Raw genomic sequence first — 22,922 nt, forward strand, 5'->3', positions numbered from 1 at the left:
CTTGATGCATCTTCGTTCCTTTTAAAAATGACGTGTAAGGACGTATCACTCCACGATATGATCGAAACGGATAAGCAAGGAAACGAAATTACGCTTATTGATATCCTCGGTATGGAAACGAATAAGGAAAAAGAAAAGTTATCTTCTCAAGTGGAACAGTCCAAACTAGAGATAGTTGAATTACTGTCCAATATAGGAGATACCGAAGATAAAGCAGTAGAAGATTACTTATATAAACATTTGAATGAGATTAGACGGATTGTAATATGAAGTGCGACACCTAGTTCAAAAAATATAAAAATGGCCCATGGCCTGATTCGTGTAGAATAAAGTTACCACACCAAATTCACACAGGAGAATCAGTCCATGAGCTACTCACATCTTACCATAATCGAACGAAGTAAACTAGAAGCACTCCATCAACTAGGGCTGTCTGCTCGAGCCATTGCTCGTGAATTGGAGCGGCACCACTCTACGATCAGCCGAGAATTAAAACGAAATCAAAGTTCAGATGGTTATCAGGCGGTAGCTTCAGACGAGCGGTATCAGTGTCTTCGCCAAGCCCAACGTTCACGAGGAAAGTGGACGAAGGCGCTTGGTGAAGAGATAGAGAAACGACTTCATGAAACCTGGTCACCTGAGCAAATTTCAATGAGCTATGCTTCAAAAGGCAAACTCATGGTTTCGTTCAAAACGATCTATCGGTGGCTCTATAAAGGTCGCTTGGCTCGTACGACAGTTCAACAGCTAAGGCACAAAGGCAAGAGACGAAAGCCTCAAGAAAGACGAGGTCGATTCCTCGTAGGCACTACTATCAAACAACGCCCTAAAGAGATTCGTTCCCGAGAAACCTTTGGTCACTGGGAACTGGACACGGTCGTGTCTAGCCGAGGAAAAAGCAAGGCTTGTGTGGCTACCTTTATCGAGCGAAAAACGCGGTTGTACACGGCCATTAAAATGCCAGATCGCACGGCATTATCTATGGAAATCGCTGTGGGCGTAGCTGCTGCACAGCACCCTTTGGGCACCTTCCAAACGGCTACCGTTGACCGTGGGAAGGAGTTCGCATGCTTTCATGATCTGGAAGCAATCCACGGCGTGAAGGTGTATTTTGCAGATCCTTATTCCTCATGGCAACGAGGATCCAATGAGAATGGAAACGGCCTCCTACGAGAGTTCTTCCCAAAAGGAAAGGACTTCGCAGAGGTATCTGAAGACGAGTTAGAACATGCCCTCCATCTCATTAACAACAGACCAAGAAAATGTTTAGGTTGGAAGACGGCTCACGAATCTTTTGAGAATGAAGTGTCGCACTTGGATTGACAATCTGTCAATAGAAAGAAGCAGCCGTGAACGGCTGCTTCTTTCTATTTTTAGCTACTGCTTAATATTTTTCAGCTGTTTTTGTAAATCAAAATTCTCTGGCTTAGGAAGGTAAACCCACTTCTCTCCATTTTGAATCCATTCTTTTAGATAACCCTCGTAGGTGTATTCCAGATCATCATCGTGAAAACCAAACTGAAATCCACAACATGGGCAAACGATAAATGTTTTATATCCATATTCATCTATAGGGGGTTCTTCCAATTCGTTGTATCCACATACAAGACAAATAAAAGTTTTCATATTAATCTCCTGATTTTATTATTGCCTTCTCCAATACTTCATCCCAGCTTTAGGTTTGTAATATGTTCTTATGTGACCTTTTCTATCTAATATTCCGAATTCATTTGTTTTTGGATTGTAATAGAGTCGATCTCCATTTGCTCTTGATTTCTTTAATACGTTCCGGCCATTTTTTGCTTTGAAGAATTTGTTAGCTTTTGTTGAGTATGCCCCTAAACTAAGTTTTTTAGCACCAAATTCATTCAAGTGGTGTTTATGATTCTTAGCAAATTTCATATTTCTAAAATTATAGTTCTTAGATTTAGATTTAGAAACTCTTCGAGCTGTGTAAGTAGCCTGTTTCGCTAATTTTTTTGGAGCTTGTTTCTTTAAATAATACTTCACTCCAATTTTAACTAATATAAATGTTACTTGAATAATAGCAAAGGGATTATCGCCATCATGGTCAACCAAATTCACTGGATTATTATCGCTATACGAATATTTGTTTTGGTTAATAGGGGAAGCACTATCTCCAGAATGTGAATCCATAGTTAGGAACACAGCTAGATCTGGATCATAATATCTCGCTGATAACAGATATAAACCAGTTTCATCATCATAGCGATATCCTGCGTAACGATAAGGGTTAACATCAGCAAGTTCACCACTTTGGGATATTATATTTCCCCAAGCATCGTAATCATAAGAAGCAACTATGTTCCCTGAATTATCAGTTAAACTGACAACGTCCCCGTGACCATTTAAGTGATAGTAATATGTTTGTCCTTCAAATATAAATGCAACTGGTACGTCACTTTCATCCCATATATATTCAATTACTATATTCCCGGATTCATCAGTTTCGTAGATAACTTTATCATCTTGGTAGAAATAGTTGCGTTTTTTATTTTTCGTCTCAGTACTGATACGTTTTCCATTATTATCATATCTAGCACTAAATATAGTAACATTATCAGTGTCCTTAATTTCCGTTAACTGATCAAAAACGTTATAAACATATACGTTTTGATTATCTTTAACTAAGTTACCATTCCGATCATACTCAAAAGCGGTACCATTAAATGTACTAATTTGATTAACTTTATTAAAAGTTAACTCATTGGTGGTAACATCGGAACCCTTTGTTACTTTTTTAGTATCTCGATTACCCATGAAATCATACGAATACTCAATTTTAGTACCATCAGTCAACGTTTCTGAAATCAACTGATTAAGGTTGTTATACTCGTATTCAACAGTTCCAGTGGAAGCAGTTACTGACTTAATCAGATTATTTTGGTCATAGGTATAATTGTATTCGTTGATGGCTGTTCCATCAGAACGATAATTTGCATAACCAGTTAAATTTTTAGCTTTATCATATTCAGTTTTTGTTGTTGCCCCATTACCTAGAGTAATATTTTTGAGGTCATCAGCGGTGTCATAACCATAGCTAATAATTTTAGTATTATTGAAATACAGATCTGTGAGTCTATCAAACTCATCGTAATTATAGTTAATTACGGAGTCAATAGCATTAACAGAGTACGTTAGAGACTTAACTTCCCCATTTTCAAAATATAGATATTTTTTTGAACTTCCTCTATCTATTTCTGAATCAATAGAACCACTATCCGTGTACTTAATAACTTTTTCGTCATCGTTAATGGTTTCCAAATTTCCATTCGGATCATATGTGTATGAGTAGATAACATTGTCATTTTCTTTGGTGGCAACCAATTGATTCAATTCGTTATAAACATAGGTAAAAATTCTGCCATTCGGAGTCTTAGTTTCAATAAGATTACCATTAGAATCATATTTATTATTTGTAGTGTTGCCCAAGGCATCTGTAGACAATAAGATCTGCCCAGTTCCATTGTAAGTATTTACCTCAACACTACCATTTGGATATGTTGTTCTTAAAAGGTTACCATTATTATCGTAGTCATACGTAGTAACCTGTTTGTTTGCATCAATAACTTTTACAAGTTCATTTTGTTGATTATATTCATAATAACTCGTATTTCCCTTACCATCAGTTTTGCTTAATTCATTCCCTTGTTTATCTGTTACCGATATTGTAATATTTCCATTCCCATCGGTTGTAGTTAATACTTCATTCCCAACTGCATTGTAAGAGTATGAATCCATAGAACCATCGGGTTTATCAACAGTTTTTAAGTTTCCGTATTGATCATAGGTATGCTTTGTTACCTGACCTTTTGAATCAGTAATGGTGTCTACTTTACCCTTATCATTATAAGCATAGGTTATAACATTCCCACTTGGATCTGTTTCTGTAGAAACAAAATTTAAAGAAGTATACGTGTATTTTGTTGTTCGATTTTCTTCATCAGTCTTCTCAAGAACATTACCGTATGAATCATATTTTTGAATATATTTCTTGCCAGCAGAATCAATAAAAATCTCTGGATTATAGTTTGTATCATATTCAACCTGTTCTTCTGTCCCGTCTGCATAAACAATTAATGTAGGGGTATAATTGCTATCCATGTGATACTCAGTTACATTACCTAGCGCATCGGTAACATAAGAGGTTCTTCCAGCAAATTGATAGGTTTTTCCCGGTCGTTCTAAACCATCTACACCAGAAACGTCTGTCGATGGCTCCTGAACTTTTACAACATATTCATTCTCATAAGTAAAGTCTGTCCTGCGGTTATTAGGATCAATAACTGAAGTAAGGTAACCTTCTGGGCTGTAACCATATTTTGTTCGGTTATAAGTTCCGTCAGTAGAATACTGATCCACCGAAACAAGTCTTTTATTAATATCGTAATTGTAATCTGTTTTTTGTCCTTCTAACATCGCATAGTCAACTAAACCACTAGTTGTATAAGTGAATACTAGTTCTCTACCCGTAGCATCGACTATACCAGTTAACTTTCCATCTGTTGAATATTTGTATTCAAGTTTATTTCCATATAGATCCTGTTCATAGCTTATTCTTGCAGTCACTACACTAAGTTCGTTATCTATATTTACAGTATCAAAATGAGTAATATATCCATTTTTATCAGTAATGGTGTATCCTGTTGTTCCTTTGTTTTGATCCGTTACTTTTGTTAACGTTAGGTATTTACCTGGTGGAGAAATATACTTCTTTGTAGATTGGTCATATTTGAAATAATGAGATGTTCCATCAGGTTCTGTATAAAGAACATTCCCTGTTTTATAAGCATCATAGATGCTTTCATACCCGTTATAAACCCATCCATACCCAAAAGGTGTTAATTCTACTGATTTAGAATTATATGTTCTACCAAATACTAGAGCAGTATCACCTCGTGAATCTAGATTATAATCTGTATACTGAATAACGTTATTACCAGTGCCTAAGTTGACGTTGCTAGTTCCTTCTCCCATACTAATGCCATCAAAAGTCCAATAATCTTCTAATCCTAGACGACTTGCTGAAGTGTAGGTCACACTAAGAAGAGGAGTATTTTTTGTGTTAGCGGTATCATCACCGGAAATAAATTTTTTATAGGTATTTGTGGTTTCAGATGAACTTTTGAGTAAAAAACCTAAATTCGAATCAGGATTATTAATCCACTTTTCCATCATGTACGGTGTGAGAGACCACTTATAATTGACATCCAAAGATGTAAGAGTATCTACATATGCAGTAGAAACTTGGGAAGCATTAAAATCTCCGCCTTGAGTATTCCACTGTGTTCCAGCATCAGAGTACATCCATGAAGCTGAATATTCTGTCCATGGTGTGTTTATTGAATGCAAGGTTACATTCATACCAGTGTCATTAGATACTGAAGCCAACCATAAATTCAAATCAGCTGTTAAAACATTTGCTCCTTGGGGAATTGAACTAGTATCAAATCTAATTAATGAACGAATAATATTATTTTGGGTTGCGTCTTTGTATAAACCTACTCCTAAGGTTGTTTCCGTTGGTGCTGTCTGTTTTGGGAATGCACTTCGAATGTTTGTATCAGAAAGTGCATATTTGGGCTGATATTTAACTATTGTAGGATCTAAAGTTATTGGATAGACCCTCTTGTCACTGAGCAACCATTCCTGATTGGGGACTAGGTCTATATACAACTGATTATTTTCAGTTCTCAGATCGTACTTAATATCATATGAAATTGCTTCCTCTGGTATTGTAGATATTCCTTCGTTCTCTTTATATCCATTAGGCTTAAAGGAATCATACATAATAGGTGCTTCAATATAATACTTTGTTTCACCTGACTCTTTATCTAATAAAAGGATTGAACCATTCTCTCGTTGCTTGTATGTTAAATTACCTAGATCTAATGAGAAGGTATAGATAACCGGTGTTTCCAGGTTAGCAGGTTTATCTTTTAAAATTATCTCCTCTTTAATACGATCGTTACCCAAGGAATATTTTAGATCCGCATTCTCAAACACTTCTGGATAGATTACAGTATTGTTAGAAACTTCCGCATCTATGGCAGTTTCTATTTCGGAGTAAGTAGTATTAGTAACCGATTCCTCCTTCATTGGAGTCAAATTTATCTCATAGTTATTTTCTGAAATTTCAAGTAGGTTGTCTTCGGAAGTGTGTTGTTTATCTAGTTTTACATCAAAAGAGTGGGCGTTATTGTAAATAGATGAATTATTCTCTTTAAGAACGTTATTAATTGGTTTCCATTTCTCCATGTTTTCATCAAAGTAATGGATCGGCGTTGGAGAAATGTCAGTTGTTAATGTACCATTGCTGTTTAGGTATGTTTTTGAATATTCACTTCGTTCTCCTATTAATTCCTGCCTTTCATTTTTGATATTTACGACATCAGATGTCTTGTTATCTTTAACATCTGCTATCGCTTTTGGATTAATTGCTGTTGAGGTCAATAATGAACCTGCCATTACAAGTATAATGGACTTTTGAAATAACCTATTCATTTTTCATCTCCTAATTAAAATTACTCTTCTTCTGAAATATAACCAATGAAAGTTATAACTATTTGAGAAGAAATTGGTAAGCAAAAATCATTATTACAAAAACAAATTTCAATAGCAATGAACAAAAAATTCCAAGTTGAAGCTAACAAAAATCAATCGAATTACCACTGGGGAGCTTGAGGAAAAGGAGAAGATCAATGCCCGAATTGCAGAAGCAGCATCCTATGTGCCGCTTGAACAGCTCTGCTTGAGTCCGCAATGCGGCTTCTCTTCGACAAAGGAGGGTAATATTCTATCGGAGGATGAGCAATGGGCCAAGCTTCGTTTTGTTAAAGAAATTGCAGATGAGATTTGGACATAACTCAGTTTATATGCAGCTTGAACCATTAAAGGGAGCGAATTTCGCTCCCTTTATGCTTTTGCGATAACGCTAAACGATATTGAATGGATTCAGTAGTGCATAAATTACATAATGAATATTTAACTGAGGATAATATTGGGTATACCCACACGAACATATGTGCTATAATGATGTCCATATTTCCCTTATGTAAGTTGCTCCTTCTTGTATATACATCAGGGGCTGTTCACAACTACAGATTGGGCAGAGAAAGGAAGTACAGGAATCATGATGGGCAGAACCCACATTATCGTCGGGACAGGTGTCTCGCTCTCACTCTTGCATATGGGAGGAATCAGCCTGTCCATTCCGGCGGCAGCCGTTGCCTTTATCAGCTCGGTGCTGCCTGACATTGACGAACCGAATTCACTGCTGGTTACTCGGGTCCTACCCAACTGGCTTCTTCGGATCGTTCAGGTGGCTCTTATTGCTGCGGCAGCTGTCGTGGGCATTTACGGGATGGAGAACTATCCATGGAATTTAATTCTTGCAGCACTAATTGCCATCGTATCCTTTATGCCCTCTCGATCACTTAGACAGTGGGTTATATTTTTTATTGGACTGGGGCTAATTGTTTATGGAGGGAGCTTTCATCCATGGCATTTGCTCGTGGGAAGTCTGCTTATATTGACAACGTTTTTGCCTCATCGTGGATTAACCCATACATTATATGGCGTAGGCGTTTGGACTTTTCTCCTCTATGGCTCGACGCAGTCTTATGGTGATGCGGTTTGGATGGCCGGCGGCCTGTCTTATTTGCTTCATTTGATTGCTGATAGTTTAACGAATCGCGGAATCAAGCCGCTTCCTCCATTCAAGTGGAAGCTTAAGTTCAAATTGATGAGTACAGGCACGAAGCAGGGAGCCTGGATAGAGATGTTCTTTATAGGAGCTACATTTATTATTGCTTGGATTGCATTCTCTCCTTTGTTTTTATAATGTCTCCAATAAAAGAGGTGTCTTGTTCGGCTTGCAGGCCGGTCAGGACACCTCTTTTCTATGCAATATTTAATTCTCTTGCTCCATCGTCTCTGGTGTATCCATCCCGAATGAATCTGACGAATCAAGAGTTTTCGATGATTGTATTAAGTGTTGTACGGTCTAAGCCTTTCACCAGCTTGATGAGCAGCTCCTTCGCAGCATCATAATCATCCGTATGCAGAATGGAAGTTGAGGTATGGATATATCTAGCACACACACCGATCACGGTCGATGGTACCCCGATACCACTCAAGTGCACCTGACCTGCATCTGTTCCCCCTGGTGAAATAAAATACTGATATTTAATCTTATGCGTCTCTGCTGTATCCTGTACGTATTCTACAACGCCGCGATGTGTAAGCATGCCGGGATCGAGGATACGGAGCAAGGCCCCATGGCCAATGTGTCCAAAAGCATTCTTATCTCCGGTCATATCATTGGCAGCACTGCAGTCAAGAGCGAAGAAAATATCCGGCTGAATCAAATTGGCCGAAGTGCGTGCACCACGCAGTCCGAGCTCCTCCTGAACGGTTGCGCCAGAATACAAGATATTCGGCAGCTTCTCCTTATGCAGTGCTTCCAGCAGCTCGATTGCAAGTCCTACACCATACCGGTTATCCCAGGCTTTAGCCATAATTTTCTTGGGATTCTTGAGTGGTGTAAACTCGCAGATCGGTACAATTTGCATACCTGGCTTGATGCCCCATGATTCGGCCTCCGCGCGATTGTCTGCACCGATATCGAGATACATGGAGTCCAGCTCTACAGGCTTAGCACGATCAGCTGGAGACAGCAGATGGGTCGGGGTTGAGCCTACAACACCTGTGATCGGGCCGTCTGGAGTAATAATTTGCAGACGCTGTGATAGAACAGCCTGGCTCCACCAGCCGCCAATCGGGCGGAATTTAACCATACCTGCTTCTGTGATGCCAGAAGTCATAAATCCGACCTCGTCAAAATGACCAGCCACCATGACCCGCGGGCCCTGCTCGTTGCCGCGAAGTACACCAAACAAGCTGCCAAGCCGATCCTGTACGAATTCTTCCGTGTATTGGGACATCAGGCCCTTGGCATATGCACGAAGCTCTCTCTCAAATCCTGGAGCCGAAGGGAATTCGGTGAGCGTCTTAAACAATTCTTTGGTTTTATTCTCCATCTTCATCTCTCCTTCTGATTGTAAGTACTTCTTTATGTACCACTGTTCAATTACTCTATTATGAACGGACGATCTTCGGTTGTCTATCCAATAAGAATGAGGATTTATGAAGCGGACTCACATGACAAGTGCCTAGTGCATATACTGAAGTGCATAGCTTTGTGAAACCATAAAATTCAGCCGACTTATGAAGGGAGTATGCGATCGATATGGACCCTCATGTACGAAAAGGATTAATTATGCTCGGCGTTTTGTTTATTTTAACTGTCTTTTTGCTTTTTTATAAATAATGCCTGATCGACCCTTTTTACAACAAAATAAATTTAATCCCCCATGCTCTATTGCACATAAAGCCTGCAAGAAAGGATGATTTACCATTCATAACATTTGCGGGCTTTAACCATAATTAAATTATCCTCGGTAAACAGTGTGAAAGACCCGAGTGAAATTTAAGACGGTAAGAGGGGGTGTCAACGATTCCAGATCAATCGCAGTCTCCATCGCAAGATACTAGCTCAAATACGCCATCGCTATCCCTTGATACGAAGGAATATAAGAAAATTGCCAAAAAACATGAACCGCCGAGAGCAGTACTTAAGAATTGTATCAAAGCTTTTTTTGTAGGCGGGTTCATCTGCTTCATAGGTCAGTGTGTTCAGCAGGCTTTTGTTGCCGGATTCGATATGAGCTCGAAGGAAGCATCGAGCCCGACCGTGGCGGTTATGATTCTAATCTCCATTATTTTAACCTGCCTCGGTGTATACGATAAGATCGCGCAATTTGCTGGAGCAGGTACCGCGGTCCCTGTTACAGGCTTTGCGAACTCCATGTGTTCGGCTGCACTGGAGCATCGGGCTGAAGGTCTTGTGCTCGGGGTAGGCGCCAACATGTTCAAGCTCGCTGGTTCAGTCATCGTGTTTGGTGTCGTTGCTGCATTTATTATTGGTATAATCTACGCTTGCCTTGGATTCGGAGGATACCATCTATGAGAAGAGTCGGAGGACAAACCTGGGAATTTGAGAACAAGCCGCGCATCATCGGTACATCCAGCGTGGTGGGACCTGAAGAAGGGGAAGGACCGCTGGCCGAGGATTTTGATTACATCTATGACAACCTGCAGATTGGCGAAAAAACATGGGAAAAAGCGGAGCGTCGGCTGTTTGAGCAGGCTGCTCAAATTGCGATCGCTAACGCAAACATATCGAAAAACGAACTGCAATATTTTGTGGGTGGTGATTTGATGAACCAAATCATCAGCAGTTCATTTTCTGCGCGGCAACTGGGTGTTCCATACTTAGGCTTATTCGGCGCTTGCTCAACGTCCATGGAAAGCCTTGCGCTAGCTTCCTTAATTGTCGATTCGGGAGGCGGAGATTACGTTCTGGCTGGCACTTCAAGCCACAATTGTACGGTTGAGAAGCAGTTCCGTTTTCCAACGGAATATGGGGCTCAGAAGCCGCCTACAGCGCAAAATACAGTAACAGGCTCCGGCTGCGCCATTGTAAGCAAGACGGGCAGCGGACCTGTCGTTCGCCGTGCAACCATTGGACGAGTTATGGATCTGGGCATCAAGGACCCTTATAACATGGGGGCAGCGATGGCACCTGCAGCAGCCGACACGCTCATATCTCATTTTCGGGATACGGGACTGGAGCCTGGATATTATGACTTGATCGTGACGGGAGACCTCGCCTCGGTTGGACTGCCTATAGCTAAGCAGCTGCTTCAAAAGGAAGGAATACCGATGGAGCAGACAGAGTTCAACGACTGCGGACTCATGATTTATGATATCAACACTCAGAAGTATGTATTTGCCGGAGGCAGCGGCTGCGGCTGTTCTGCAACAGTAACGTACGGACATTTAATCAAAAGAATTAAAAAAGGGGAATTAAATAAAGTATTGGTTGTAGCAACAGGCGCTTTATTATCTCCTTTGTCTTATCAGCAGGGCGAAACGATCCCTTGTATCGCTCATGCCGTAGCTATTGAGAGAGAGGAGGAATAAGACATGCAGTTTCTATGGGCTTTTCTTATTGGCGGACTGATCTGTGTGATCGGACAACTCATGTTCGATGTACTCAAGCTGACTCCAGCACACACGATGAGCACACTGGTCGTAACAGGCGCAGTTATGGATGCGGTGGGCTGGTATGATCCTTTAGTGAAGTTCGCCGGCGCCGGCGCTTCGATACCGATTACGAGCTTTGGCAACTCGCTTGTTCATGGAGCGCTGACCGAGCTGGAGCGGGATGGATGGCTTGGTGTCATCACAGGGGTGTTCAATCTTACCAGTGCAGGCATATCATCGGCTATTATATTTTCCTTTCTGGCTGCCTTGTTTTTTAAGCCGAAGGGCTGAGCTTAATAAAATGGGTTTCGTTATAAAGCTAAGATGAGGCAGAGAAAGAATGCCTCGTCTTTTTTTGTTGCTTAACAAGGATGAGTAAGTTACACTATCGAAGCTCGAGAGTCGTGTTTAAACCCCATAGTTTCAAATCTAGCAATTTCAATATGAAAAAAGGTAGAGCAAACATTGTACTTTGCCTACTCACTTCATGTACAATAAAAGGAAAATATACTGCCTATTAGGAGGTACATACGTACATGCCCGTAAGTAAGGAATCGATGCAGATCATATCCGAAGTAAAATCGAATCTCGAATCTACTATATTAGGCAAATCTTTTGAAATACAATTACTGCTCACAGCACTGCTGGCTGGAGGGCATGTTCTTATAGAAGACGTTCCCGGGACGGGGAAGACTCAGCTGATCAAGGCGTTAGCCCGCTCCATGCAGGGAGAATACCGCAGAATTCAATGTAATCCTGACATCCTGCCGAGTGATATTACAGGTGTATCCGTGTTCCATCCGAGGGATGAGCGTTTTTATTTCAGACCTGGTCCGGTCATGACCAATATTCTGCTCGCCGATGAGATTAACCGTGCCACCACAAAGACGCAATCCGCCCTGCTTGAAGTCATGGAGGAGCGAAGCGTCACGGTCGATGGAGACACGTATGAGCTTCCTAAACCGTTTATGATGTGCGCAACACAGAACCCAATAGATTTTGAAGGAACTTATATGCTCCCAGAGGCTCAGCTGGATCGGTTTATGCTCAAGATCAGCCTTGGCTATCCTGATGCCGCAACAGAGAAGCATTTATTGAGACAGCATCAGCAAGGACAACCGGCAGATAAGCTTAGACCTGTTACCCACATGGATCAAATTGCCGAAGTCCAGCAAGAAATTCGAAGTGTTTATATGGACGAGGCTGTAACCGATTATCTGCTTGGAATTGTGCGCAGCACAAGAGAGCATGCTTCCGTTCTGCTCGGGGCTAGTCCTCGTGCTTCCATTGCATTCATGAATGCGGTCAAAGCGTATGCCTTCTTGAACGGCAGAGACTACGTCATTCCAGATGACGTTAAAGTTCTTGCTCCGTACGTCATCTCGCACCGGGTTGTGCTGAAGCCTGAAGCAAGACTGGATCGAATGAGCCAGGAAGAAATTCTTGCCCAAATTATTGAACAGAAGCATGTTCCTGTATCGTTGGAGCGCTGAATATTATGCTGAAGTCAGTTCGCTATCGCACAGGTCGATATACGAAATCTAAAGCGTGGATTGTGCTCTTCGTCTGGATCATATGTTTATTTTATGTATTGTTTCAAGGAGGCAAGACCTCCATTATGCTGTTTGGCATGGTCACCTTGCTTAGCATCTACTTGCTGATTGGCCAATTCGGAGGCGCCAGAAGAGCTGTGGGAACACGGCAATTAACCTCGAGCGGAGAACATACAGAGCTGCTGCATGCAGGAGATCAGGTGCACGTTCAGCTTGGCCTTCAAATTCCAGGGCTGCTGCCGTTACCTTACGTTATCGTGAGGGAAGTGCTCAAGCGTCATAACGGAGAATCCTGGTCATTTGAAGAAAGTCTTGTTCCGAATATGCGGGGCAGCGGGAAATTGGTCTTTCTTACCCCTCCGCTTGAGCGGGGCAAATACAAGTTTATGGAGACAGAATGTATTAGCGAAGATATTTTCGGTCTTATTGAGCATAAAGGGACATTTAACGCCTACGGAAGCTTCAGAGTACTTCCAAGAACCGTATTTATTCCGTATTGGCAGCTCTACGATCAAAATTCTCGGCTGTCAGGTCCACAGGCTGCTCTCACACGGTCCCGCAGAGAAACCACGCAAATTAATGGAGTTCGAGACTATGTCTATGGAGACCGGTTATCTCGCATACACTGGAATGCGACAGCCAAGACGGGACAATGGAAATCCAAAGAGTTTGAGCATGAGTCGCTGCCGAAGACGATTCTGGTCTTGGATGCGACTGAGGAGGGCTACAAGAGCTCGGAGCAATTTGAACTTGCCGTCTCCACTGCTGCCTCGCTCCTTGAATATGGCAATCGTGAGCGTCTGAGCATGGGGCTGTGTACCATCAGTGAGGAGACCAAGCTGTTCCTGCCTACGGACAGTCAGAATGAGCGTCAGAAGATGGTTCAGCATCTTGTTGATCTGGATTATACAGGCACAAGTGATCTTCTCTCCAGCATTCAAGATTCCATCCGGTCCTTTCCGCAAGGCGCGTTTTTTGTACTCATCTCGCCGCTGGATAATGCAAATGTTCTGGAATCACTTCGATATGCCGGTACACGCGGAATGACTGCTTCTCATATTCGTATCGAGCAGCGTGCGAGCCAGGCGCATAAGAGTGAATGGCTGACACTTCTTCGTGGACGCGGGATCAAAGGATATGCGGTGTCTGATCTGCAAGAGCTGCCTTCAGCGATGGGAGGTGGAGGTCTATGAGAACATGGGCTGGCAAAGTTGTAGGGTCTTGGTACAATGCATTCGCCCTGTTGTGGATCGTCATGATCGGAATGCAATGGGTAGCTTATACGGAGCCGATCTGGTTTCAAGAAACGACCAGCTTGGTCGCTTTGACGCTGATTGGCATTAGTCTGGTAGAAATTATTTTTCCAATCAAGCAGGCGTACCGTTTTGTCATTAAAGCAATCGTTCTGTTATTCATTTTATATTATGTGCTCTCATCCTACTCCATTTTTAGCCCTGACGAAGAGTCGAGCTGGCTTATTGAATTTGTGCTTGCGACCAATCCTTATATCTGGTTTTCTGTAAGCACTTGGGTGATGCTGGAATGTATTATTCGGTTAGCAGTGAATGCCAAGCGAATTCTTGTATTTGTAGGACTTAACATTCTTGCTATGGGTATCCTGGATTCTTTTACAGTCGCTGTTCTGTGGGAAGAGGTGGCATGGATCGTGTTTGCCGCCATGGGCTGGCTTGTATGCCTTCATCTGCGCAGGTTCCAGCTTAAGTTTCCACAGGGATGGAAAAGGCTCAGACGGAATCCGCTCAAAGTCATCGCTAACGTGGTCGTCATCTTTGCACTGATTATTGTAGCGGGAGTAAATATGCCTGAAGTTCCGCCAGTTCTAACGGATCCTTATACAGCTTGGGTGAACTACCGAGGGGATGTTATCCCTGCGAGCAGCACGCCTGGAGGAGAAGGCGGACTCAATTCTGCCTCAGAATCCGGATACAGCAGGCAGGATAACAGCCTGGGCGGAGGCTTCAATTATGATTACTCTCCTGTAATGACAATTACTACGACAGAGCGAAGCTACTGGCGCGGAGAGACTCGGGATGAGTACTCGGGTACGGGATGGGAAGAGCCATCGACTTCAAGAAGACAGTTTGATGAAGTAGAATCGGGTAATGATTTAGAGAACGGAGATAGGGGCTCTATACAGACCAGGGAGGTAACCCAGACCGTCAGTATGCTGAATGATGATGTCTATCCCGTGCTTTTTGGAGCTTATGCCATTCGTCAGGTTCAGGCAATTAATGGTGAGACGGAATTTAATCAGCTGGATTGGAAGAGCGGCCAAGCTGAGCTTCACTGGGATTCTAATCCTAGAGAATTAAGCTACCCTTCGACTTATACCATTGTATCGGAGGTTCCTCTCGTTCCTGTTGAAAGACTGATTGGAGAGACTCACGAAGATCTGTACAGCAGCTCTGTGAACGATAACTACCTGCAGGTTCCGAATAACTTCCCTGACCGGGTAGTGAATCTCGCTGAGGAAATTACGGCTGAAGCCGAAACTCCGTATGAAAAAGTCGGTTTACTGCAAGAATATTTAACAACGAATTTCTCATACACAAACAATCCCAATTTATCGCTGAAACAAAGTACAGATTTTGTTGACAGCTTTCTGTTCGAAATACAGGAAGGCTACTGCGATTACTTCTCAACAGCTCTCGTAATGATGGCACGCTCTCTGGACATTCCGGCAAGATGGGTAAAAGGCTATGCTCCGGGTCAAGCAGCCTTTGGAGAGGACATGGCGTTGTCGCAGGCAACAGGCAACACACCAACCCTGTCTTATACCGTGACCAATGCGGATGCCCATTCCTGGGCAGAAGTGTACTTCGGAGAGGAATATGGCTGGATTCCGGTTGAAGCCACTCCGGGGTTCAATATGCCGCTGCTGACGGAACAGTCAGAGCCGGATCTTGCAGAGACACCGGAGGTTGAAGAAGAAGAGCAGGAGGAAGAACTCGCAGAGCCTGTGCAGAATACAGAAAGCTCTGACTTTACGGTAAGTCCGATTGTGATTTGGGCGGCCGGAGCAGTACTTGCCGCTTGGGCTGGTTACATGCTATGGCGCAATCGTTTTTCTCTCCATTTCTATTTACTAAGGCTACGAATAGGCAAACCGCTGACTCCAGACCAGAAGGTAGTCATTGAGACTGAACGATGGATACGTTCATTTAGGCGCAAGGGATTCAAGCGGTCCGAGCATGAGACGCTGAGAGAATCGGTACAAAGATGGGAGTCTGAAGCCCCGCAAGTCGCAGGTGAGCTTCATTCCTTATTGAAGCAATTCGAGATGGCAAGGTACAGCCCAAGCCATGTTGAAGAGAATGAATGGCAGGACGTCCAGCGGATTGCCGGACAAATGAAAAAAAGGCTGAGAACGGCACGGGCGTAAGCGCCCCGTGCCCGTTTGCCTTTTTACTAACCGTAAAGATTATGTTATAGTTTGTCGTATGAAAAAACGAGGTGAACATGTTGTTTGAAATGTTGATGCCCAAGCTGCGGGTTGACACGGTATTTGATATTGATTTGGCTGCGCTCTATGAGCAGGGCTACAGAGGGATTATAACGGATCTCGACAACACACTTGTCGGAGCAAAGGCTCCTGAAGCAACGCCTGAGCTGATCGCTTGGTTTGAGAAGGTCAGAGATGCTGGCTTCAAGCTGGTCATCGTGTCGAATAACAAGCTGACCCGTGTATCCACTTTTGCAACACCCCATAAGATTGAATACGTTCACGAGGCCAGAAAGCCTTCCAATATACCTTTTCGCAAAGCAATGAAAATGATGAATTTGGCTGAGGATCAAACGGTCGTTGTCGGTGACCAAATGCTGACGGACGTGTTCGGTGGAAATCGTCTGGGACTGTATACTGTCCTCGTGCTTCCGATCGCAATAGCGGATGAAGGATGGATGACGAAATTTAATAGACGGGTTGAGCGGATTGCACTGTCTCGCCTGCGCAGGAAAGGTTTATGGCTTGAGGAGGAAAAGAAAAAATGAATCATACGCATGACGGCCTGGGGAGATGCAGTGGATGTGGAATCGCACTGCAAACAGAACACCCTGAATTGCCGGGATATACTCCAATGAAAGCGCTGGATCGTGATCCTGTAATCTGCCAGCGTTGTTTTCGTATAAAAAATTACAGCGAAGCTTCTTCCGTGACCGTTGATCAGGATGAATTTTTGAAGCTTCTCAGTAAGATCGGCGACAAGGATGCGCTCGTCATTCATATTGTAGATTTGTTCGATTTTGAAGGAAGCTTGATCTCGGCATTACAGCGTTTTGTAGGGAATAATCCTGTGCTTCTCGCGGTGAACAAAACAGATCTGCTGCCCAAAGTGACCAATTGGAACAAGGTACGCAACTGGGTGCAGCAGCAAGCCAAGGCTCAAGGGCTTCGTACAGTGGATGTCGTACTCTGCAGTGCGAAACAGAATCAGGGGTTTGATTACTTGCTAGAAGCAGTGAATATGCATCGTGCAGATCGGGATGTATATGTTGTGGGTGCGACGAATGTAGGGAAGTCGACACTGATCAATCGATTGATTCGTGATTACAGTGATCTAGAGCAGGAGCTTACAACATCTAGATACCCTGGTACGACACTTGATATGGTGCATATTCCACTCGATGATGGGGCTTCCATTATTGACACGCCGGGAATCGTGTATCCTTGGCGCTACAGTGAGCTTGTATCCCGTAAAGATCTGCAGGCGATCATGCCGGACAAACCGCTTAAACCGAGTGTATACCAATTGAACAGCGGCCAGTCCCTGTTTATTGGTGGACTTGCAAGGTTTGATTTTATTGAAGGAGAGCATCAATCCTTCACTCTGTACACGAATAATACACTTAAGATTCATCGGACGAAGCTTGAAAAAGCGGACGAGCTGTTTGAGAATCATGCAGGTGAATTGTTATCACCTCCAACACGTGAAGGTCTTGAGGAATTGCCGGAGTGGACGAGACATGACATCCGTATTTCCAAAGGCAGCCGCAGTGATGTGTTCATCTCTGGTCTCGGCTGGATTAAAGTGAATGGGCAGACGGGTGCACTTGTCGCCGTTCATGCGCCTCGCGGAGTTCGTGTAATGGTTCGGCCATCCTTGATCTAATCGAGCTGCAGCCTGGAGCTGTGTGCCTTAAGAGTTTCATGGGAGGAAGGAATAAACTATGAACTTGACGACAGAGCTTGCCCGCCCCGTCAGCGGGTATTATCTTCTTGGTGTTATCGGGAATCCCATTGCCCATAGCAAATCTCCTGCAATGCATAACGCTGCACTGCAGGAAGCCGGTGTGCAGGGGGCCTATGTTCCGTTGCATGTGGAGACGGATCAGCTCCAGGCAGCCGTAATGGGAATGAAGGCGATGAATTTCCGCGGATTCAATGTGACGATTCCGCACAAAGTGGATATCCTATCCTATATGGACGAACTGGATGATAGTGCCCGGTTCATCGGTGCAGTAAATACGGTGGTAATCGAGCAGGGGCGGCTCATCGGGTATAATACAGACGGTGTCGGCTATGTGCGTTCCTTGAAGGAGGAAGCAGTTTCTACGATTGAAGGCAAGCATGTGGTTGTCATTGGGGCTGGCGGAGCCGCACGCGGAATCGTTTATGCTCTTCTATTGGAACGGCCTCAGTCTTTGACCATTCTCAATCGCACAGCGGAGAAGGCGGAAGAGCTGGCCAAGGATTTTAAGGTGCTCGGCAATGTTAATGGGTATAGTATAGATAGCGCGGAACAGGTATTGGCACAGGCCGATATCTTAATTAACACAACATCAGTAGGTATGCATCCTCATACGGATCAAACCCCGGTCAGCATCCAGCATATCCCTGAAGGGATCGTCGTCAGTGATCTCATCTATAACCCGCTGGAAACCAAATTGCTGACAGACAGCAAGCACAAAAATTGCATTACTCACGGTGGTCTCGGCATGTTTGTATATCAAGGTGCTATTGCGTTTGAGCACTGGCTGCACGTACAGGCACCTGTAGAAGCGATGCGCAGGGCAGTTCTCGCCAGCTTTACCTCGTGAGTTGATGATAACGAAATGAAAGTTTAAGGAGCAAATATAATGACGTTAACTGGAAAACAAAAAAGATATCTTCGTTCACAGGCCCACCACTTGGACCCTGTTTTTCAAATCGGCAAAGGCGGTACTAATGAGCATCTGTTCCGTCATATTGAAGAAGCGATTGAGAAGCGCGAGCTGATGAAGATCTCCATACTTAATAACAATCTGGATGACAAGCACGAAATTGCAGAAGAGCTGGCAGAACGTACGGGCAGCGAAATTGTGCAGATTATCGGTAACACGATTACACTGTACAAAGAATCGCGTGATAACAAGCAAATCGTACTTCCGTAACGCATACGAAGACAGCGAGTACAGTACAAAAAGGAGTTCACTGCATGAAAGTTGGAATTATGGGCGGAACATTTGATCCGATTCATATGGGACATTTGATGGCAGCGGAGGCGGTTAAGGATGCGTATAAGCTGGATGAAATCTGGTTTATGCCATCTCATATTCCGCCGCATAAGCATGCCGCAGGTGCTACCGGAGAGCAGAGACTCGAGATGACGAATCTTGCGACTGAAGAGTACGAGGATTATCGAGTGCTTGATGTCGAAATCGAACGCGGCGGCGTATCCTATACCATAGATACCATGGAGATCATTCGAAGACAGCATCCTGACATCGAACTGTATTTTATTATTGGAGCGGATATGGTCAATTATTTGTCACGATGGGAACGAATCGAAGATCTGACGAGGCTGGTCACATTTATAGGAGTAGGCCGCCCGGGCTTTGAGCTGCATCTCGATGATTTGCCTGATTTCTTACAGGAGCATGTGCTTCATGCCGACATGCCGCAGGTCGAAATTTCATCAACAGGGATTAGACGCAGGCTGGCGAAGGGAAGATCGGTTCGGTTTATGGTACCCAAAGCGGTGCTTGATTATATTACAAGGAGCGGATTGTATGCAGCAGAGCCGAGATGATCTGATTAAGGCCGTATCTGAGCAAATGCCGCCACAGCGCTGGAAACATACACAAGGAGTCATGGAAACAGCGGTAATATTGGCAGAACGCTTTGGTGCTGATCCCCGTAAAGCCGATCTGGCTGCCATTCTGCACGATGTTGCAAAGTACTGGCCGGTTAATGAAATGGAGAAGGTTATTCGGGAAAATGGACTGAATCAGGACCTTCTTCTGCACGACAAACAGCTGTGGCACTCTGAGGTCGGAGCTTTTGTTGCCGAACGGGACTATGGGGTGACGGATTCAGAGGTGCTGAATGCGATCAAATGGCATACCTCTGGAAGAGTCAACATGTCTCTCTTGGATAAGGTGGTGTGTCTGGCGGACTATATAGAGCCGGGGCGTGATTTTCCGGGGGTGCATAATATTCGCGAATTGGCGGAGCATAGCCTTGAGGAAGCACTTCTCGCTGGCTTTGACGGCACCATAACACATCTGATTTCATTAAAAAAAGTGATTTACCCTTTAACCTTATTTACGCGTAATGATCTTATTGCTCAATTAAAAGTATCACAAAATTTTACGAATCCAATTGGAGGTTGATCCATGACAGTATCATCTAACGAATTGCTTCAAATGGCGATGGATGCGGCAGACGATAAGAAAGCAATGAACATTGTTGCTCTGGACCTTAGAGGTATTTCTTTGGTCGCTGATTACTTTGTCATTTGTCACGGTAACTCAGATACCCAGGTTCAGGCGATCGCGACAGAAGTTCGTAAACGTGCGCAAGAAAAGAACGTAAAAATTAACGGAATCGAAGGCATGAACTCCGCCCGCTGGGTTTTGATGGACCTTGGGGATGTCGTTGTTCATGTATTCCATCGCGATGAACGCGAGTATTATAATATTGAAAGACTTTGGTCTGATGCCAAAGTGGTGAATACGGTATGAGTTTAATTGCAGGCACGGTCGTTACCCTCCCGGTCGCTCGGGAAGTGTCGCCGTACGGGTATTTTTTGACAACGGGCAGCGAGGATGTACTGCTGCATTATACAGAGCTGACACGCGAGATTAAGGTAGATGAGCAGCTGGAAGTATTTATTTTTTACGATACAGAGGATCGCCTGGCGGCTACGATGAAGAAGCCTTTCCTAACCTTAGGTGAGATGGCAAAGCTGGTGGTGGCAGACGTTCATCCACGACTAGGATGTTTTCTCGAAATGGGGCTGGGCCGCCAATTGCTGCTGCCGATCCGCGAATTGCCGGAAATGAAAGAACTTCATCCTCAGGTTGGCGATGAGGTTTTTGTTATGATGGAGCATGACAAGCAGGGCCGGCTTCGGGCCAAATTGGCCGGGGAGCGCGAGCTTGCACCACTGGCCTTTCATGCGCCGACGAGCTGGATGAATGAGTGGGTTGAAGCTACGGTGTACAAGCCGCTGCAGATGGGTACCTTTGTCCTGGTGCATGGCGGTGTACTTGGCTTCGGCGCAATCGGGATGATTCATTCTTCCGAGCGAAGCCGTCTATTGAGACTGGGTGAAACGGTGAGAGCACGGGTTACGCTGGTGCGAGAGGATGGCCGGGTGAACCTGGGTATGGCTCCGCGTAAAGAGATTGGAAGAACCGAGGATTCGGATCGAATTCTAGCCTTTCTGAAGGAGCGCCCAAATGGAGCGATGCCTTATTCCGATCAGACTCCACCGGACATCATTAAGTCCAAATTCGGCATCAGCAAGTCTGCATTTAAGCGCGCGATTGGGAAGCTGATGAAGGATGGACTCGTGACGCAAAAAGAGAACTGGACTTACCTTGCAGGTCACGAGGATAAGCCAGCTGAATAGAGAGATAGCTGACTTTATAAGTAGCCCTCTTGTCCTGGGTAAATTGCGTTAAATTTATGATTTTGATTTTTATGAATTGTGATCTTGCATGATTCGAGTGAAGCGAAGCTTTCACACTAAATCATGTACGGGTGTTTATGGGTGCTCCTGCCTCTAAACATAGAGGCAGGAGCACCCACCCTTTTTGCCCCCGTCTTGGGTGCAAAAAGGGTTTTTTAATAAGCGAGCCTGATTTCGGCAGATGCGGAATAAGGGAGTTTAATTCCTCTGTGAACAAGCAAACGACTATTTGAAAAAAATGAGTTCACGTGGTAGTGAGCTTTTTGGATGAAGAACGACTTTTGACGAAGTCAACCGGAGAGATTCAGCCAAAAAGCGAACGCAGCGCGACCTTATCATCTTTTTCAAATTTTTTCTTGCTCCACTTACAGAATTAATGTCCCTCATAAGTAATCAGCTGAGCTCATCTCGATTATTAACTCAAACTTTTTACACTAAGTTTTCATATGAAAGTGGTGTCAAACATGTCCTATCGGAAATTTGCCTATGTATACGACGAACTTATGGAAGATATGCCCTATCCGGATTGGCTGCGGTTTGCTAGAACAGCTTGGGAGAAGCATGGCATACCAAAAAGCATTGTCGAGCTCGGCTGCGGCACCGGTTCGATTACGATCCCGCTTGTTAAATCGGGCTTTGAAGTGACAGGCATCGATCTATCTGCAGATATGCTGTCTGTTGCCCGGCAGAAGCTGGACGAGTCACCGCAAGGGAACCGCTTTTTCCGAGAAGGTACCATTCGCTGGGTTCAGCAGGATATGCGGGATTGGGAGCTGCCGGAGCAGGCAGACACGGTCATCTCTTTTTGTGACAGTATCAATTATTTGCTCAAAGAAGAAGATATCGTAAGGACCTTCCAAAAAACCTATGCCGGCCTTAAGCCGGGCGGAGTATTCCTGTTTGATGTACACCATCCGAATACGTTTGTTCGTTATGATGAGGAGCAGCCCTTTGTGCTTGATGAAAAATCAATTTCTTACATATGGACCTGTGACTTCCATCGTCCCACGTATGAGATTGAGCACCATCTCAGCATTTTTACACGAGCCGAAGAGAGTGGACGGGATATGTACCGTCGATTCGAAGAGATTCATAATCAAAGGGCGTATGATCCGGTGTGGATGCAGCTGGAGCTGCACAAGGCAGGCTTCTCAGATGTACAGATTTATGCTGATTTTGAATGGAAGCCTGCAGGGGAAGACGCTTCGCGGTTATTTTTCGTTGCAGTTAAGCCTCTATGATAAAATAGGGAGTATTCCATCATCTAGCGAGGGTTCCTTCAATAGGAGTCCTCGTATTTTTGTCTTAAGCTGCCTTGATCTGC

At 44.0% G+C, this 22,922-nt stretch carries 20 protein-coding genes and 2 pseudogenes; 19 read left to right on the forward strand and 3 right to left on the reverse strand.

The annotated features are described in order from the left end of the window. Nucleotides 1-270: pseudogene (locus TCA2_RS27975) on the forward strand (hypothetical protein); the annotation flags it as partial. A gap of 96 nt (nucleotides 271-366) precedes the next feature. Further along, nucleotides 367-1,323 (forward strand): IS30 family transposase, encoded by a 957-nt coding sequence (locus TCA2_RS06320; RefSeq protein ID WP_047910760.1) that lies wholly within the window; start codon nucleotides 367-369, stop codon nucleotides 1,321-1,323. Between the two features lie 54 nt (nucleotides 1,324-1,377). Here the strand turns inward: TCA2_RS06320 and TCA2_RS06325 are convergent, their stop codons facing one another. Both TCA2_RS06325 and TCA2_RS06330 read right to left on the reverse strand, forming a co-directional pair. Next, a complete protein-coding gene (locus TCA2_RS06325) occupies nucleotides 1,378-1,626 on the reverse strand; it encodes a hypothetical protein (protein WP_047910761.1) in 249 nt (82 codons plus the stop codon). Between the two features lie 18 nt (nucleotides 1,627-1,644). Further along, entirely contained in the window at nucleotides 1,645-6,525 is a 4,881-nt protein-coding gene (locus tag TCA2_RS06330; protein WP_047910762.1) for a DNRLRE domain-containing protein, read from the reverse strand. Between the two features lie 169 nt (nucleotides 6,526-6,694). Here TCA2_RS06330 and TCA2_RS06335 point away from each other — a divergent pair. Further along, nucleotides 6,695-6,886 (forward strand): annotated as a pseudogene (locus tag TCA2_RS06335) (5-methyltetrahydropteroyltriglutamate--homocysteine methyltransferase); the annotation flags it as partial. Nucleotides 6,887-7,153: 267 nt separating this feature from the next. Continuing rightward, nucleotides 7,154-7,864 carry a metal-dependent hydrolase gene (locus TCA2_RS06340; protein WP_047910764.1) on the forward strand — a complete coding sequence of 237 codons (711 nt, stop codon included), beginning with the start codon at nucleotides 7,154-7,156 and terminating at the stop codon, nucleotides 7,862-7,864. 124 nt (nucleotides 7,865-7,988) lie between these two features. On the opposite strand, the gene TCA2_RS06345 is transcribed toward TCA2_RS06340, so the two are convergent. Further along, nucleotides 7,989-9,062 carry a M42 family metallopeptidase gene (locus TCA2_RS06345; RefSeq protein ID WP_047910765.1) on the reverse strand — a complete coding sequence of 358 codons (1,074 nt, stop codon included), beginning with the start codon at nucleotides 9,060-9,062 and terminating at the stop codon, nucleotides 7,989-7,991. Between the two features lie 476 nt (nucleotides 9,063-9,538). Here TCA2_RS06345 and spoVAC point away from each other — a divergent pair, with 476 nt between their 5' ends. The 15 genes from spoVAC (at nucleotide 9,539) to TCA2_RS06420 (ending at nucleotide 22,839) form a co-directional block, all read left to right on the forward strand. Further along, entirely contained in the window at nucleotides 9,539-10,051 is a 513-nt protein-coding gene (spoVAC, locus tag TCA2_RS06350; RefSeq protein ID WP_047911202.1) for a stage V sporulation protein AC, read from the forward strand. Then, on the forward strand, nucleotides 10,048-11,067 hold the full coding sequence (gene spoVAD, locus TCA2_RS06355) for a stage V sporulation protein AD (protein ID WP_047910766.1): 1,020 nt from the start codon (nucleotides 10,048-10,050) through the stop codon (nucleotides 11,065-11,067). Before spoVAC ends, spoVAD begins: the two co-directional genes overlap by 4 nt. Nucleotides 11,068-11,070: 3 nt before the next feature. Further along, nucleotides 11,071-11,421: a stage V sporulation protein AE gene (spoVAE, locus tag TCA2_RS06360; protein ID WP_047910767.1), complete on the forward strand. Its 351-nt coding sequence runs from the start codon at nucleotides 11,071-11,073 to the stop codon at nucleotides 11,419-11,421. Between the two features lie 245 nt (nucleotides 11,422-11,666). Then, the gene (locus TCA2_RS06365; RefSeq protein ID WP_047910768.1) at nucleotides 11,667-12,623 is read left to right on the forward strand and encodes a MoxR family ATPase; all 957 of its coding nucleotides are present in this window, start codon (nucleotides 11,667-11,669) and stop codon (nucleotides 12,621-12,623) included. Between the two features lie 5 nt (nucleotides 12,624-12,628). Continuing rightward, nucleotides 12,629-13,876 carry a DUF58 domain-containing protein gene (locus tag TCA2_RS06370; RefSeq protein WP_238546312.1) on the forward strand — a complete coding sequence of 416 codons (1,248 nt, stop codon included), beginning with the start codon at nucleotides 12,629-12,631 and terminating at the stop codon, nucleotides 13,874-13,876. Continuing rightward, entirely contained in the window at nucleotides 13,873-16,086 is a 2,214-nt protein-coding gene (locus TCA2_RS06375; protein WP_047910769.1) for a transglutaminaseTgpA domain-containing protein, read from the forward strand. The genes TCA2_RS06370 and TCA2_RS06375 overlap by 4 nt, the downstream gene beginning before the upstream one ends. 80 nt (nucleotides 16,087-16,166) lie before the next feature. Then, on the forward strand, nucleotides 16,167-16,694 hold the full coding sequence (locus tag TCA2_RS06380; RefSeq protein ID WP_047911204.1) for a YqeG family HAD IIIA-type phosphatase: 528 nt from the start codon (nucleotides 16,167-16,169) through the stop codon (nucleotides 16,692-16,694). After that, nucleotides 16,691-17,812 carry a ribosome biogenesis GTPase YqeH gene (gene yqeH / locus TCA2_RS06385; RefSeq protein WP_047910770.1) on the forward strand — a complete coding sequence of 374 codons (1,122 nt, stop codon included), beginning with the start codon at nucleotides 16,691-16,693 and terminating at the stop codon, nucleotides 17,810-17,812. The genes TCA2_RS06380 and yqeH overlap by 4 nt, the downstream gene beginning before the upstream one ends. A gap of 58 nt (nucleotides 17,813-17,870) precedes the next feature. After that, nucleotides 17,871-18,740, forward strand: a complete 870-nt coding sequence (aroE, locus tag TCA2_RS06390) for a shikimate dehydrogenase (protein WP_047910771.1) — start codon at nucleotides 17,871-17,873, stop codon at nucleotides 18,738-18,740. Nucleotides 18,741-18,779: 39 nt separating this feature from the next. Beyond that, entirely contained in the window at nucleotides 18,780-19,073 is a 294-nt protein-coding gene (gene yhbY / locus TCA2_RS06395) for a ribosome assembly RNA-binding protein YhbY (RefSeq protein WP_047910772.1), read from the forward strand. A gap of 44 nt (nucleotides 19,074-19,117) precedes the next feature. Further along, on the forward strand, nucleotides 19,118-19,711 hold the full coding sequence (gene nadD, locus TCA2_RS06400) for a nicotinate-nucleotide adenylyltransferase (RefSeq protein ID WP_047910773.1): 594 nt from the start codon (nucleotides 19,118-19,120) through the stop codon (nucleotides 19,709-19,711). Further along, on the forward strand, nucleotides 19,692-20,294 hold the full coding sequence (yqeK, locus tag TCA2_RS06405; RefSeq protein ID WP_047910774.1) for a bis(5'-nucleosyl)-tetraphosphatase (symmetrical) YqeK: 603 nt from the start codon (nucleotides 19,692-19,694) through the stop codon (nucleotides 20,292-20,294). The genes nadD and yqeK overlap by 20 nt, the downstream gene beginning before the upstream one ends. A 3-nt stretch (nucleotides 20,295-20,297) precedes the next feature. After that, entirely contained in the window at nucleotides 20,298-20,645 is a 348-nt protein-coding gene (rsfS, locus tag TCA2_RS06410; RefSeq protein ID WP_047910775.1) for a ribosome silencing factor, read from the forward strand. Further along, on the forward strand, nucleotides 20,642-21,538 hold the full coding sequence (locus tag TCA2_RS06415; RefSeq protein WP_047910776.1) for a S1 RNA-binding domain-containing protein: 897 nt from the start codon (nucleotides 20,642-20,644) through the stop codon (nucleotides 21,536-21,538). The genes rsfS and TCA2_RS06415 overlap by 4 nt, the downstream gene beginning before the upstream one ends. Nucleotides 21,539-22,062: 524 nt before the next feature. Continuing rightward, nucleotides 22,063-22,839 carry a class I SAM-dependent methyltransferase gene (locus TCA2_RS06420; RefSeq protein WP_047910777.1) on the forward strand — a complete coding sequence of 259 codons (777 nt, stop codon included), beginning with the start codon at nucleotides 22,063-22,065 and terminating at the stop codon, nucleotides 22,837-22,839. The last annotated feature ends 83 nt before the right edge of the window (nucleotides 22,840-22,922 follow it).

It is taken from the genome of Paenibacillus sp. TCA20 (genome assembly GCF_000732325.1).
GTDB lineage: Bacteria > Bacillota > Bacilli > Paenibacillales > Paenibacillaceae > Paenibacillus > Paenibacillus urinalis.

Bases quoted from the DNA above. Each gene is read 5' to 3' on its own strand.
- TCA2_RS06320 (WP_047910760.1), top strand. From the start codon at position 367: ATGAGCTACTCACATCTTACCATAATCGAACGAAGTAAACTAGAAGCA.
- TCA2_RS06325 (WP_047910761.1), bottom strand. From the start codon at position 1,626: ATGAAAACTTTTATTTGTCTTGTATGTGGATACAACGAATTGGAAGAA.
- TCA2_RS06330 (WP_047910762.1), bottom strand. From the start codon at position 6,525: ATGAATAGGTTATTTCAAAAGTCCATTATACTTGTAATGGCAGGTTCA.
- TCA2_RS06340 (WP_047910764.1), top strand. From the start codon at position 7,154: ATGATGGGCAGAACCCACATTATCGTCGGGACAGGTGTCTCGCTCTCA.
- TCA2_RS06345 (WP_047910765.1), bottom strand. From the start codon at position 9,062: ATGGAGAATAAAACCAAAGAATTGTTTAAGACGCTCACCGAATTCCCT.
- spoVAD (WP_047910766.1), top strand. From the start codon at position 10,048: ATGAGAAGAGTCGGAGGACAAACCTGGGAATTTGAGAACAAGCCGCGC.
- spoVAE (WP_047910767.1), top strand. From the start codon at position 11,071: ATGCAGTTTCTATGGGCTTTTCTTATTGGCGGACTGATCTGTGTGATC.
- TCA2_RS06365 (WP_047910768.1), top strand. From the start codon at position 11,667: ATGCCCGTAAGTAAGGAATCGATGCAGATCATATCCGAAGTAAAATCG.
- TCA2_RS06370 (WP_238546312.1), top strand. From the start codon at position 12,629: ATGCTGAAGTCAGTTCGCTATCGCACAGGTCGATATACGAAATCTAAA.
- TCA2_RS06375 (WP_047910769.1), top strand. From the start codon at position 13,873: ATGAGAACATGGGCTGGCAAAGTTGTAGGGTCTTGGTACAATGCATTC.
- yqeH (WP_047910770.1), top strand. From the start codon at position 16,691: ATGAATCATACGCATGACGGCCTGGGGAGATGCAGTGGATGTGGAATC.
- aroE (WP_047910771.1), top strand. From the start codon at position 17,871: ATGAACTTGACGACAGAGCTTGCCCGCCCCGTCAGCGGGTATTATCTT.
- yhbY (WP_047910772.1), top strand. From the start codon at position 18,780: ATGACGTTAACTGGAAAACAAAAAAGATATCTTCGTTCACAGGCCCAC.
- nadD (WP_047910773.1), top strand. From the start codon at position 19,118: ATGAAAGTTGGAATTATGGGCGGAACATTTGATCCGATTCATATGGGA.
- yqeK (WP_047910774.1), top strand. From the start codon at position 19,692: ATGCAGCAGAGCCGAGATGATCTGATTAAGGCCGTATCTGAGCAAATG.
- rsfS (WP_047910775.1), top strand. From the start codon at position 20,298: ATGACAGTATCATCTAACGAATTGCTTCAAATGGCGATGGATGCGGCA.
- TCA2_RS06415 (WP_047910776.1), top strand. From the start codon at position 20,642: ATGAGTTTAATTGCAGGCACGGTCGTTACCCTCCCGGTCGCTCGGGAA.
- TCA2_RS06420 (WP_047910777.1), top strand. From the start codon at position 22,063: ATGTCCTATCGGAAATTTGCCTATGTATACGACGAACTTATGGAAGAT.